We start from the raw sequence: 14,017 nt of genomic DNA, 5'->3' as shown, positions 1-14,017 counted from the left end.
CGATCGCGTGACTACTCGCTATCTCTGTGACGAACGCTGCACACACGAATGGTTTGAACATAACGGGTAAAGGAACTACTCGTCTTTTCGCATATCAACCACTAGTACCGGGATCTCTGTCGTTCGGAGTACTCGCTCCGTCACACTCCCGAGTAAGACCCGCTTGACGCCCGATCGGCCGTGCGAACCGATCACAATAAGATCAATGTCATTCTCGTTGGCGTAGGATGCAATCTCTCGGTGCGGTCGGCCAGCGGCAACAGCTTCCGTACAAGCAATTCCCCGGTCTGCAGCCTTCTCCGCAACTGTTTGGGTTGCACTATTTGCTTCTGCTTGTAGCTCAGGCATATCTCGGTATTTTCCGCTTTTAATCCGTTCAACCTGTTCCGTACCGAGGCTGAGGTCCATTGCATCAGTATCAACCACATAGAGTGCGTGTACACTTGCACCGAATCGATCGGCCACTTCAAGCGCGTGGTCAACTGCGTTCTCTGCAACGTTGCTACCATCTGTCGGAATGAGAATATTATCGTACATTGTTAGTCATCTGCTGGTTGGTTCTGTCCACCGTCTGTTGCGGCAACCTCCTCTGCGGTTTGCATTCGACTCATTGGCTCTGGACTGTGACACTGTCGAACCAACCGTTTGATCCGCTCTGGTGGGTCGTTGCTCACGAGCGAGACGCTGATGATTGTGATGAACACGATCGGCACTCCGATGAGTGCTGATGAAGTCGCAGGAAGCACTGCTTGCAGCGCTCCATCTCCAACTTGGAAGAACCACGCATCAAGAATCGAGCCAAATGAGATAATCAGTCCAACGACCATCCCCGTGAGTGCACCTTCTCTCGTCGTGTTCTCCCACCACAGTCCGAGGAAGAACACTGGAAACATTACCGTTCCTGCGATCGCAAACGCCATTCCAACCAGCTCTGCAATCAGTGCCGGTGGATTAAGCGCAGTCAGTGTAACGAGTGCGCCGACGAGCAAGATAGTCGCTCGGCCGACAATCATCTGTTCACGCTGGCTTGCATCTGCTTTGTAGAGGTTAGTGTAGATGTCGTGTGCTGCAGCGGATGATGCAGTAATAAACAGCCCTGCAGTCGTCGCAAGTGCTGCTGCCACACCACCTGCAGCAACTAATCCAACGAGCCACTCAGGGAGGTTTGCAAGTTGGGTGGTCAGTACGACAAGCGCATCTGCCTCTTGTCCGGACATTCCAGTGAACGGACCAACTTCGCGTTCGTAGAGGAGCGCTCCGTATGCCGCGTATGCAGCCGTCCCCCAATAGAGGAGGCAAATAAAGAGCAAGCCCCAGACAGTTGACCAGCGAGCAGTCCGCTCGTTGTCGACAGTATAGAATCGAACAAGCACGTGTGGCAGCCCACATGTTCCAACAATTAACGTGAAACAGGTTGCGACCCACATATAGAAACTTGCGTTCGCAAACGGCTCGGTGAACTGCGCTTCAATACTTGCAGCCGCAGCAACCTCCTCACCAAACTGCAGATATGGGAAGACGTTGGAGAATCCTTGGGAGAATCCAGTCGCGTACAGGCCAACGAGGAAGGCACTGATCAGAATAATGTACTGCAGCGCCATATTCTTCGTTGTCCCCAACATTCCAGAGAGCGCGACATAGCCAATGGTGACACCCATGAGCAGAATGACACCAGCCTCATACGGAACGCCGAAAATGTACTGCGCCATGAGACCCATTCCGCTTCCTTGTCCAACCGCGTAGACAAATGCAATCAGCAGCGTTGTGGCTGCTGCAATTGCACGGCCAGTCTCCGAGTAGAACCGATCGCCGACAAAATCAGGGGCGGTGTATTTTCCGAACCGCCGAAACTGTGCCGCCATGAAGATGAGCAAAATGAAATAGCCGGTTGTCCAGCCGACGAGATACGCCAACCCAAAGTAGCCGGAGAGTGCAATTAACGATGCAACACCGAGATACGAAGCCGCACTCATCCAGTTTGCACCGATCGCCATTCCGTTCTCAATTGACCCGATCGACCGCCCTGCAACCCACAGATCATCAACCTCTGCAACACGGAAGAACCATCCGATCGCAAGAAACAGCCCCAACATTGCAACGACCGTCAGTGCAGGGATGAGTTTGAAATCTCCGACGTCAAGTGCAGTCTCAAGGACGATCGGATCCATCATTCTTCACCACCATCTGCGGCGACGCCAGTTCCTGGATCTGTACTCTGTGACTCGTGTGTAATCCCATACTTTGTGTCAAGCCGATCGCGCTGGTATGCATATGCCGCTGACAGTACAAGCGCTCCAAACGGCGCAATAAGCGCCGTCAAAAAGTAATGAAGCGGGTAGCCACCGAGGACTGTGGTTCCGGTCATTACGTCGGGTGCAAGCACTGTTGCAGTGACCGGGCCAAAAACGAACACGACCCACACAATAAACGACGTCCACACAATTTTGAGATGATCGCGCATGAACGGCGTCTGTGGTTTGAAAATATTGATCTCGGTGTCCAGATAGTCCGCAGTTTCTTTCGTTCCGCCAGCTGTTTCTATCGGTCCCTGTTCTTCTGTCTGATTTTCTGAGCTAATTTTTGACATATTTGGGTTGTGTTGACTAGTATAGTGGCAATACTGGATCGAAGCTGACTCTCAACTGAGCAGCGAAAGTTGGGCGAAGTGTGCCCAATATAAACTAGTTATTTTGTGCCTTTTGTTGGATCTCGGTTACGATTTCGGGGTTTCGAAGCGTGCTTGTATTCCCAATCTCTTCTTTGTTTGCGATGTTTTCAAGCAGACGGCGCATGATCTTCCCAGATCGGGTTTTCGGAAGCTCAGGAGTGAAGACAACCGATTCAGGCTTTGCAATTGGTCCGATCGCCTCATTGACACCAGCAACGATTCGACTTCGGAGTTCCTCGTTCTCTTCGTAGCCGTCTTCGGTGATGACGTACGCATATACAGCTTCACCTTTGATTTCGTGGTTTCCACCGACAACAGCAGCCTCCGCAACCCCTTCGACACCGACGATTGCGGATTCAATCTCCATCGTCCCAAGGCGATGTCCAGAGACATTGATCACATCATCAACGCGACCAAGAACGGTGATGTAGCCATCGGTATCGATCTTGGCACCATCTTCCGGGAAGTAGACCCACTTGTCCTCTTCAGGATCTGAATACTCTTGCCAATACTCAGAAATGAAACGTTCATCGTTTTGATACAGCGTCCGGAGCATTCCAGGCCATGGTTTTTGAACAGTGAGATAGCCTGCTTGACCAGCCTCGACTTCTTCCCCTGCGGCGTTGACAATACGAACATCAACACCGGGGAGCGGTGGGCCTGCAGAGCCCGGTTTCATTGTTTTAATACCTGGAAGGGTTGTTATCATCATACCACCGGTCTCTGTCTGCCACCATGTGTCGACGATCGGACACTCCTCGTTTCCAATGTGTTTGTAGTACCATTTCCATGCGCGAGGGTTGATTGGCTCGCCAACGGTTCCGAGTAGCCGAAGCGATGAGAGATCGTGTTTCTCCGGATGTTCTTTCCCCCACTTCATGAACGCCCGAATTGCGGTTGGGGCGGTGTACAACTGTGTTGCCTCGTATGATTCAACAATATCCCACAGCCGATCTTTATCAGGGTAATCCGGCGTTCCTTCGTACATCATCGTTGTCGTTCCAAGCGCGAGTGGCCCGTAAACGATGTATGAGTGGCCGGTAATCCAACCGATATCTGCCGAACAGAAATATGTATCCTCCGGCTTGAGATCTAAGACATTTTGTGAGGTCCACGCAGCCCACGAGAGATAGCCACCGGTGGTATGTTTGACACCCTTTGGCTGGCCAGTTGTTCCGGAGGTATACATTAAGAACAACATATCCTCCGCATCTCTGTGAACCGGTTCAACCGTCTCCCCTTCATGTGCCGTTCTCAGCTCTGCATATCCTGTCTGTGCGTCTGTGAGGTCGTGTCCGAAGCCATCATCGCCAAGTCGATCGACAACGACAGTCTCTACGGAATGGTCAACTCCGTCGAGGCCCTCATTCGCTTTTTTGAGGTGATCGAGAGGATCACCGCGACGGTAGTAGCCATCGCATGTAATAAGATGCTCAGACGATGCCGCATTCATTCGGGTTGCAAGTGCATCTGCAGAGAAGCCTGCAAAAACCACGCTGTGGGGTGCGCCAATGCGTGCACATGCCAAGAGCGCGATTGTCAGCTCCGGAACCATTGGCATATACATCGTGACGACATCGTCTTCTTCGACACCAATCTCGCGGAGTCCTGCTGCGAACTCATTTACCTCTTGATAAAGCTCTTCGTAGGTGAACGATCGGTTATCCTCATCCACCGGTTCTCCGATCCACTCAAGTGCAACCTTGTCTCCACGCTCGTTGAGATGTCGATCGAGGCAGTTGTAGGATGCATTCGTTTTCCCGTTAACGAACCACTCATAGAATGGTGCGTCACTCTCGTCTAACACCTCGTCATAGTCCTCGAACCACTCAATAAGGTCTGCTGCTTGCTCCCAACACTCCGGCCAGTTTTCTTCGAACTCTTCGTAGATCGCTGGATCGGCTGCGTTTGCCTGCGTTGTGAATGACTCCGGTGGGTCAAACGCCTCCTGTTCAGCTAATCTTGCTTCAAGTTCCACGTCACCATCTGTCATGGTTATCAATATACAATCAATGTGGGGTAATAAACAGCAGGTCTAATTATACAAAACAATCATACAGGACTACACTACCAAGCGGGATATTACCTTGCAGATGGTTCGTCAAACACCGCATCGAGCAGCGCTCGTTGTGCTTTTCGGAGGTGGTTGTGGAATGTTGGAGATGAGACGCCCATCGTATCTGCCATCTCTTCAGCTGTGCTCCCACGGGGCCAATCAAAATATCCGCCATAATAAGCCGCAGAGAGCGTCGATCGTTGCTTGTCTGTAAGGGTGTTTAACGTGCTCTCTCGTACTGATTCAACCGTCTCTGGAGGTCGGTCAACCGTCCGCTTGCCGGCGAGTCGGACCGTTGGAGAGACGGCGCGAATGCCCTCAATAATAGGCGTGATATCGGTTCCTGTTGGGACTTCAGCCGTTATTTTCAGTGTCCCATCTTTCGCATATGCCTCGGTGATGGTACCGCCATGGTTTGTGAGCGTCTGCATGAGTGAATTGTCATGGACGAGGTATGCGATCGTAATCCCATTTTCGTATGATTCTACAATACGAAGGTCAGTGATATCCGAACGTGTATCCGCAACGGTTGCAACATCTTTGGCTGAGACATCACTCACGGATGCGTAACACAACAGTTTCGAATCCGACACAACGACTGTTGAGTCGAGTGTGAAGGTAGCATCAAACTCGGTGCTCACGTTAACGGCAAAATCGGTCGTATCCGTTGATTCAAACTCCAATTCAGTAACGCTGTCCGAGTGCAGAAGATCTCGCCACCGAAACGACGTACACATTCGTCCCACAGCGTCTCCAAGGATCATTAGCTCACGCCGTTCCACCGGTTGCACATCCGTTGGTTCCGAACGTGAAACACAGAGCACCCCATAGCGTGCATTACCGTGAGCAAGCGGGACTGCACCAACAGTGAGTGGTCTAGTGGCCCCATCGTATGGTGTTTCAAACACAGCCTTACCAGTCGTTTCTGCGATTATCCAAGGATCATCGTCCGAAGTCGATCGAAGACCGTTTGCAGTGAGTGTGCTTACAGTTGTTTCTGCTCCCTCAACCGATCGAACTGTTGTCCGATCGCCTGTGTAGCCAGCCTCTACAATCCATGCGCACTGCCATGCACCTGTGAGTGCCGTAAGCACCGCGTTCCGAACGGTTTCTTGATTATTTGCTTGCAGTATCTCTTCAATTGCCGAAAACGTTGCGTGTAATTCAGTGCCGGTTTCTGACGGACTCACTGAATTCGGATTCTGCGTTTCTTTTGCTGAGAGTGCACGTCGCGCCTGTTCTGTATCTACTGTTGGGAGATATGGCTCAAGCGATCCAATTGAAGCCCATCCCCCAACATGACGGACCACGTTTGGATCAACGGCACGTTTAGTGAGCAGCTGGCGTGCAAAAAATGTGCGAAGCGTGTGGCCAGTAACATCCGCAATGTCACTCTCATCGGATCGTTCAGCTGCAGTCTTTGCTGTATCTGCAATAAGCATCTGTACCCGACGCGAAGAGATATCTATGAGCGGTGTCTCCTCCTCAGCACCAACGCTTTCGGCATACCGCGCGAGCTCTCTGGCGATTGATTGTGAAAGAGGAACCTCCCGATCGACTGCGCCGGCGGTATCACGAACAGACAGTAGCGGTTGTCCATCGATTGTTGTCAGATCCCGTATCTGAACCTGCGTAATTTCACCGGTCCGAAGCCCCGCCTCCCCAGCTAGTCGGATGATGAGCGCCGATCGATACGTCTCTGCTGCAGCACACAGTGTCTCGTACTGTGATTGGCTCAACACGTATGTAGTTGACTTGGCGCTCATATTTCGTCTTTTGAAATTATCGCGAAATTATAAGTAGGTTTTCGTACCGCTTTAACTTCAATATATTCCGTTACCAGAGTCAAAAACGGATTATAAGGTTCGTATTTTTCTGGAAAAACGAAATATCTTATTTGTTTCTAACCGTTGAGTCAATTTCACCAACAACTTCGGGGTTGCGAAGCGCACTGATGTCACCAAACTCGTTTCCACAGGCGATATCTTCAAGAAGTCGTCGCATAATCTTTCCAGATCGCGTTTTTGGCAGCTCTGGCGTGAAAATAATCCGTTCTGGTTCAGCAACCGAGCCAATCGTTGACACCAACTGCTCACGGATCCTATTGCGGGCGGTTAACTCGTCGATGGCGGTGGATTTCATTGTCACAAACGCAATAATTAATCCGCTGTCGTCGCCAACAACCGCCGCTTCCGTCACACCGTCTACTTCAACAATCGTTGACTCCAGTTCGGTTGTCGTCAACCGTTGTGCTTGGACGTTTATTACGTCATCAACCCGCCCAAGTATTGTCACATAGCCATCTTCGTCGACCAGTGCACCATCACCGGTTTTGTACGCCCAGCCAGTATCTGTCTCCTGCCAGTACTCACGGTGGTATCGATCGTTCCCTTCACGAAGCCCTTGTAACATTCCGGGCCACGGTTTTGTAATCGTTAGATAGCCTGGCTCATATGGAGCAACTGGCTCGCCAAACTCATCGATTACAGATAGTTCAATCCCTGGAAGGGGTGGCCCCGACGCTCCGGGTTTCATCGCTGAGACACCTGGAAGCGTTGCAAGGAGGATTGCACCCGTTTCTGTCTGCCACCATGTATCGACAACCGGGCATTCGCCACCGCCAACGTGTTCGTAGTACCACTCCCACGCCCGCGGCGTAATTGCCTCACCAACAGTTCCAAGCAGCCGAAGCGATGACAGATCATGCTGTGCTGGGTACGCTTCTCCCCATTTCATGAACGATCGGATTGCAGTTGGTGCAGTATAAAACACATTTACCGCATACTGTTCAATGAGTTCCCACACTCGGCTCCGATCGGGATAATCAGGTGTTCCCTCGTAGAGTACAGATGTTGTTCCAAGCGCCAACGGTCCATAGACGCCGTATGAGTGACCGGTGATCCAACCGATATCGGCTGCACACCAATAGGTATCTTCTGGCTTCACATCGAGGACAGACTCAGTTGTCCATGTAACATGCGAGAGGTAGCCGCCAGTGCTGTGTTCGACACCTTTCGGTTCGCCGGTTGTTCCGGATGTATACATCACAAAAAGTCGATCGGTACTCTGTCGAGCAACTGGTGTGACCGTTTCACCGCGGTGTGCAGAAATGAGTTTATCATAGTCATGTTCGCGTTCACCAAGGTGTACTGTCAGCTCTGTACCGAGCCGATCGACGACAATTACACTCTCAAGCTCATACGGGAGCCTCAGCTGGGCGTTGTCTGCCTTGCTTTTTTGATTAAACGCGGTCTCACGTCGATAGTATCCATCACAAGTGACAAGTAGACTGGAATCAGCGGCGGACATCCGTGTTGCAAGCGCTTCAGCTGAAAGGCCTGCAAAGACTACGTTATGTGGTGCACCGATACGTGCACATGCGAGCATCATAATCGGCAGTTGGGGTATCATCGGAAGATACAGCGTAACCACATCATCTTCAGAGACGCCTTGTGCACGCAGTGCCGCCGCAGCAGCATTGACCTCTCTATAGAGGTCTAAGTAGGTGTATACCTCCCGCTCGTCTCGTTTTCCAATCCATGTCAACGCAAGTTGGTTCTTTCGCGTTTCCAGATGTCGATCGACACAGTTGTAAGCTGCATTGAGTGTGCCCTCCGGAAACCAACGATAGCGTGGCGCATCCGACTGATCAAGGATCGTCTCGTATGGTGTCTCCCAATCTAACCGATCAGCCGCGGTACTCCAACAGGTTGGCCACTCGGTCACAAATTCATCAAACACAGCCCTTTCGGAGAGGTTTGCGGTCTCAACGAACCCGGGCGGTGGATCAATCTTTGTCTCTTCTGAATCGAGACCACTCGGCTGCCCGGTGCGATCGTCCGCATGATCCGTCATACATTCACAAGGAGGCTGCAGCCAAGTATATGTTGCCCGTGTCTGAAGCCGATCCAAAGCACATTACAGTACAGTTACAGTTTCACGATAGCGGCCGTGTTTGGCCTCAAACATATCCATAATCTCGCCCATTGTTGCGTACGCTTTCACCGCCGCAATAAGTGCAGGCATGACGTTTTCTTCGGTGTCGATCGCGGCTTGTAACGTTTCGAGCGCAGCAGCAACGTCAGCGTCATCCCGCTCATCTTTCACCGTTGCAAGTCTTGAGAGCTGACGATCTTGGACTGTTTCATCAACGTGCAGTATTTCGGGACTCGTATCTTCGTTGATCGTGTATTTGTTGACCCCGACCACGGTCTCGTCACCGGTCTCGACCCGTGATTGATATTCGTATGATGCATCCTGTATTTCGCGGTGGAAATATCCTTCTTCGATACCTGCAAGGACTCCATCCCGGACTGAGCCGTTACCCATCTCTTTAATTTCAGAAATGTAGGCCATCGCTTTTTCTTCGGTCTCTTCTGTGAGCGTTTCGATGAGATAGCTCCCACCAAGCGGATCGATCGAATCCGCTGCGCCTGACTCATCAGCAATGATCTGTTGGGTCCGAAGTGCGACACGAACGGACTCTTCGGATGGGAGTGCAAGCGCCTCATCAAAGGAGTTTGTATGCAGTGACTGCGTTCCGCCGAGCACACCTGCGAGTGCCTGAATAGTGACTCGAACAATGTTGTTCAATGGCTGCTGAGCAGTCAATGATTGGCCTGCTGTCTGGGTGTGGAACTTCAGCTGCTTTGATTTTGGATCATCCGCATCATACCACTCATCCATTACCTTCCCGTATATTCGACGGGCGGCACGATACTTTGCAACTTCCTCAAAGATTGAGTTGTGCGCGTTGAAAAAGAACGAGAGCTGTGGGGCGAACTCGTCCACGTCCAACCCGCGATCGATCGCGTCTTCAACGTACGCAAACCCGTTTGCTAACGTAAACGCAAGCTCTTGAACCGCGGTTGAGCCTGCCTCACGAATGTGGTAGCCTGAAATTGAAACAGGCTTGAAGTTTGGTGTTTCCGACGATGCAAATTCAACGACATCCGTGACGAGTGACAGCGATGGATCCGGTGGAATTACCCACTCTTTCTGGGCAATGAACTCTTTGAGCATATCGTTCTGTAGCGTACCACGAATCTCGGATCGATCGACACCCTGCTGATCAGCCAGCGCGATATACATCGCATAAATGACCGGCGCAGATGGGTTGATCGTAAACGAGGTAGAGACATCGCTGATATCTATTCCGTCAAACAGAATCTCCATATCTTTGAGTGTGTCAACGGCGACACCCTCTTTTCCGACTTCTCCGTCAGAGAGCGGGTCATCCGAGTCTTTTCCCATCAATGATGGCATATCAAACGCGGTCGAAAGCCCTGTCTGTCCATTTTCGATCAGATAGTGGAACCGTTCATTTGTTTCCTCAGCAGTCCCGAACCCTGCGAATTGTCGCATTGTCCACGTCCGGCCACGGTGCATCGTCGGGTAGACACCACGGGTGTACGGCTCCTCACCAGGGAAACCAATATCATCCAGATAATCAATCTCTGCGATGTCCGTTGGGGTGTAGAGCCGATCGACCGCTACATTTGAGACGGTCGCAAACCGATCGTTGCGCTCACCAAACCGCTCTAATACCGGAGATAACGTCTCATTCTCCCAGTCGGATTTTCCACTTCGAATCCGATCGAGTTCATCGGGATCGTACATACCGCAATTTTTGCCTTACTATTCATTAAGGATTTGCTTAGTGCAGTGACTACCCGAAGTTTTCGACTTTTGCATCGGATGGGTCCGCTCCAATGGCTTCCAGCGCTGCCTCTGCAGTCTCAATGAATGACGCAAAGCCGTAAATGAATACTTGCTCGCCGGACTCGCCAGAAACGGTGGCTTCAACCGCGTCTTCAATTCCATCGGATACAACGTACACGGTTGCCCCACGCGCTTCTAGTTCAGCGAGTCGTTCTTCATGCGCTGGTGCGTCATCTTGGTAGACGATCGCAGCCTCGTTACCATCCGCAAGTGCACGATCGCCGATGCCAATTGCGGGACCGACACCGGGGCCTCCAGCAAGCACAACAACGCGAGACTCACCCTCGTAGTAGTCGCTGCCGAATGGTCCGCTCATTTCAAGTTCGTCTCCAGCTTCAAGCGTACCAAGGTGGACGCTGAATTCGCCACCTTCGGACTCATCAATGCCGATCGTGACCTCAAACGTGTCCGTGACATCAGGTGAAGAGAGCGTGTAAAATCGAGAATACGATTCATCGTTGACTTCGCCGGTTAGCTTCACAAACTGCCCCGGCTGCGCCTCAAATCCATCAGGAGAGTCAAACTCAATAACGATCGTGTTCGGGCCGACATCTGCTGTCGATCGAACTGAAACTGTTGCATCCATAGAGTAGGGTTATTTTGGGAGTGACAAAGGCTGTTCGTTCTGTCTATTAGATACCACTGAATGAGAGATTCACAGCGGAGGGTTGACCCCGAAATATCAATAAACGGATATTGTTTACGTTGTTTGCCGCGATCGAGTGATGGTTGTAAACCAAGGAATATTCGGAAGATATCGCACAGGATCCGAAATTAAATAGCTATATGAGTCAATTAACTGTACGTTCGTCACTTTGGGGTTGGTAAATATTGCAATTCGTAACAACAATCGTGAGGAGTTCCTTTCAGAAGGCTTTTGATTTATCCACTGAAACGGACGTACGATAGTATATGCCTGCGGACTTTAACTGGGCCATCGGTGGCGAGGCCGGCGATGGGATTGACTCCACAGGGAAGATTTTTGCTCAGGCGCTCTCACGGGCTGGGAGACACGTGTTTACTTCAAAGGACTTTGCGTCCCGTATCCGCGGTGGATACACCGCGTACAAGATCCGCACGTCTGTTGACCAGGTCCAGAGTGTCGTGGACCGACTTGACGTTCTGATCGCGCTCACGCCGCGGACGATCGAAGAGAATCTTGACGAGCTGCACGACGGCTCTGTCATCATCTACGATGGTGACCGAACCACGATGCAGGGTGTTGAGATTCCAGACGAGATGGTCGGATTGGACGTTCCACTGAAATCACTGGCAGAGGATGCTGGTGGGGCCATCATGCGCAACGTTGTTGCACTTGGGGCCGCGTGTGAGGTCACAAACTTCCCGATCGAAAACCTTGATTCAGCGTTGCAGAAACGCTTCGGAAATAAAGGACAGAAACTGGTCGATAACAACAAAGACGCTGCCCGGCTGGGACGCGACTACGTTGGCGATGAGTACGACCACGAGTTTAATTTCAATCTTGAAACGACAGAGAACGACTACGTCTTGTTGAACGGTGATGAGGCGATCGGAATGGGTGCGCTTGCGGCTGGCTGCCGATTCTACTCGGGATACCCAATCACACCAGCGACCAACGTGATGGAGTACCTCGTTGGTCGAATTGAGCGCTATGGTGGACATGTTGTCCAAGCGGAAGACGAACTCTCTGCGATCAACATGGCACTTGGTGCGGCACGTGCTGGTGCACGTTCGATGACTGCAACGTCCGGTCCGGGTATCGACCTCATGACTGAGACGTTCGGCCTCATCGCAACATCTGAAACACCGCTCGTCATTGTTGACGTGATGCGTTCCGGTCCATCGACCGGAATGCCGACGAAACAAGAGCAGGGCGATCTCAACCAGATGCTCTACGGTGGCCACGGTGAGATCCCACGCTTTGTGATCACACCAACATCGATCGATGAGTGTTTCTGGAAGACTGTTGAGGCGTTCAACCTCGCAGAAAAGTACAACATTCCAGTCTACTTGGCTGCAGACCTTGCACTTGCTGTGACCGAACAGACCTACCCGCCGGAAGCGTTCGACATGGATCAAGTCGAGATCGATCGTGGAAAACTCGTTGATGAAGATGAGATTGATGAGTGGCTCGATGAGTCCGAGCACTTCCGAACGCATGCGCTAACTGAAGACGGAATCAGTCCACGTGCAAAGCCAGGAACCGCAGGCGGCGCACATATGTCGACTGGTCTGGAACACGACGAACTCGGTCGCCGAACAGAGGACACCGGCATGCGTGTTGAACAGGTTGACAAGCGGAACCGTAAGGTCGAAACCGCGATTGAACGCGAGAGCTTCGACTACAGAGAGTTCGGGAATCCTGATTCTGACAACTTGGTTATTTCGTGGGGATCAAACGAAGGAGCACTCGTAGAGGCGCTTGACTTCCTCGCGGAGGATGATCTGGATGTCCACGTTATTTCTGTGCCGTACATTTTCCCACGACCAGATCTTTCCGAGGAGATCAACGCCGCAGAGAATGTCATTGTCGTCGAATGTAACAACACTGGACAGTTCGCGAACATTCTCGAACACGATTCGCTCCGCCGTGTGCAGCGGATTAATAAATACAACGGCGTGCGATTCAAGGCCGACGAACTCGCAGAAGATATCAAGGAGACACTCGCCGAAACGGCGGAGGTTCATCAATGAGCTCACAAGTTCGATTCACGGATTTCAAATCCGACAAACAACCAACCTGGTGTCCCGGCTGCGGTGACTTCGGGACGATGAACGGTATGATGAAAGCACTTGCTAACACGGGTAACGATCCTGACAACACGTTTGTTGTTGCTGGGATTGGCTGTTCTGGGAAGATCGGGACATACATGCATAGCTACGCGCTGCATGGCGTCCACGGTCGCGCACTTCCAGTCGGAGCGGGTGTCAAACTCGCAAATCCAGAGCTTGAAGTGATGGTTGCAGGTGGAGACGGTGACGGTTACTCCATCGGTGCAGGCCACTTCATTCACGCTGTTCGACGAAACGTTAACATGACCTACGTTGTCATGGACAACCGGATCTACGGGCTGACCAAGGGACAGGCATCACCAACCTCTCGAGATGACTTCGAGACGTCAACCTCCCCACAAGGGCCAAAACAGCCACCAGTTAATCCACTCGCACTGGCGCTTGCATCCGGTGCAAGCTTCATTGCACAGTCGTTCTCTTCGGACGCGCTTCGACATGCGGAGATCGTCCAGGAAGCGATCGAGCACGACGGTTTTGGATTTGTTAATGTCTTTAGTCCGTGTGTGACGTTCAATGACGTCGATACGTATGACTACTTCCGTGATTCGTTAGTCGACCTGAAAGAGGAGGGACACGACGAGACGGATTACGAAGCAGCAAAGAAGGTAATCCTTGACTCCGAAAAGGAGTACCAGGGTGTCATGTACCGCGACGAGAACGCGGTACCATACGGCGAAGCACACGGTGTGACCGAGAATATGACCGAAATCGGTGATGGTGCACCTGAAGACGCAATGGACCTCGTTCGCGAGTTCTACTAACACACGTTTACAATAGTTTTCTTTTCGCTGGTATCT

At 51.6% G+C, this 14,017-nt stretch carries 10 protein-coding genes; 2 read left to right on the top strand and 8 right to left on the bottom strand.

The genetic code is table 11. The features are described 5' to 3' along the window. Positions 1–75: 75 nt before the first annotated feature. From AArcSt2_RS00385 to AArcSt2_RS00350, 8 genes are all read right to left on the bottom strand, one after another. Positions 76–537, bottom strand: a complete 462-nt coding sequence (locus AArcSt2_RS00385) for a universal stress protein (protein WP_174653059.1) — start codon at positions 535–537, stop codon at positions 76–78. Positions 538–539: 2 nt separating this feature from the next. Next, a complete protein-coding gene (locus AArcSt2_RS00380) occupies positions 540–2,171 on the bottom strand; it encodes a sodium:solute symporter family transporter (RefSeq protein ID WP_425493632.1) in 1,632 nt (543 codons plus the stop codon). Further along, a complete protein-coding gene (locus AArcSt2_RS00375; RefSeq protein WP_250582178.1) occupies positions 2,168–2,587 on the bottom strand; it encodes a DUF4212 domain-containing protein in 420 nt (139 codons plus the stop codon). The genes AArcSt2_RS00380 and AArcSt2_RS00375 overlap by 4 nt, the downstream gene beginning before the upstream one ends. 94 nt (positions 2,588–2,681) lie before the next feature. Continuing rightward, a complete protein-coding gene (gene acs, locus AArcSt2_RS00370; RefSeq protein WP_250582176.1) occupies positions 2,682–4,661 on the bottom strand; it encodes an acetate--CoA ligase in 1,980 nt (659 codons plus the stop codon). Between the two features lie 89 nt (positions 4,662–4,750). Further along, a complete protein-coding gene (locus AArcSt2_RS00365; RefSeq protein WP_250582174.1) occupies positions 4,751–6,490 on the bottom strand; it encodes a bacterio-opsin activator domain-containing protein in 1,740 nt (579 codons plus the stop codon). Between the two features lie 127 nt (positions 6,491–6,617). Then, the gene (gene acs, locus AArcSt2_RS00360) at positions 6,618–8,579 is read right to left on the bottom strand and encodes an acetate--CoA ligase (RefSeq protein ID WP_250582172.1); all 1,962 of its coding nucleotides are present in this window, start codon (positions 8,577–8,579) and stop codon (positions 6,618–6,620) included. A 63-nt stretch (positions 8,580–8,642) separates the two neighbouring features. Continuing rightward, positions 8,643–10,343 carry a methylmalonyl-CoA mutase family protein gene (locus tag AArcSt2_RS00355; protein WP_250582170.1) on the bottom strand — a complete coding sequence of 567 codons (1,701 nt, stop codon included), beginning with the start codon at positions 10,341–10,343 and terminating at the stop codon, positions 8,643–8,645. A gap of 49 nt (positions 10,344–10,392) precedes the next feature. After that, positions 10,393–11,031, bottom strand: coding sequence for an FAD-dependent oxidoreductase (locus AArcSt2_RS00350; RefSeq protein ID WP_174653066.1), 639 nt, complete (start codon positions 11,029–11,031; stop codon positions 10,393–10,395). A gap of 326 nt (positions 11,032–11,357) precedes the next feature. Here AArcSt2_RS00350 and AArcSt2_RS00345 point away from each other — a divergent pair, with 326 nt between their 5' ends. Further along, positions 11,358–13,121, top strand: a complete 1,764-nt coding sequence (locus AArcSt2_RS00345) for a 2-oxoacid:acceptor oxidoreductase subunit alpha (protein ID WP_174653067.1) — start codon at positions 11,358–11,360, stop codon at positions 13,119–13,121. Next, positions 13,118–13,981 (top strand): 2-oxoacid:ferredoxin oxidoreductase subunit beta, encoded by an 864-nt coding sequence (locus tag AArcSt2_RS00340; RefSeq protein ID WP_174653068.1) that lies wholly within the window; start codon positions 13,118–13,120, stop codon positions 13,979–13,981. Before AArcSt2_RS00345 ends, AArcSt2_RS00340 begins: the two co-directional genes overlap by 4 nt. The last annotated feature ends 36 nt before the right edge of the window (positions 13,982–14,017 follow it).

Source organism: Natronocalculus amylovorans, from assembly GCF_023638035.1.
In the GTDB taxonomy this organism is placed as follows: domain Archaea; phylum Halobacteriota; class Halobacteria; order Halobacteriales; family Haloferacaceae; genus Natronocalculus; species Natronocalculus amylovorans.
This window is presented reverse-complemented; position numbering and strand designations above follow the sequence as displayed.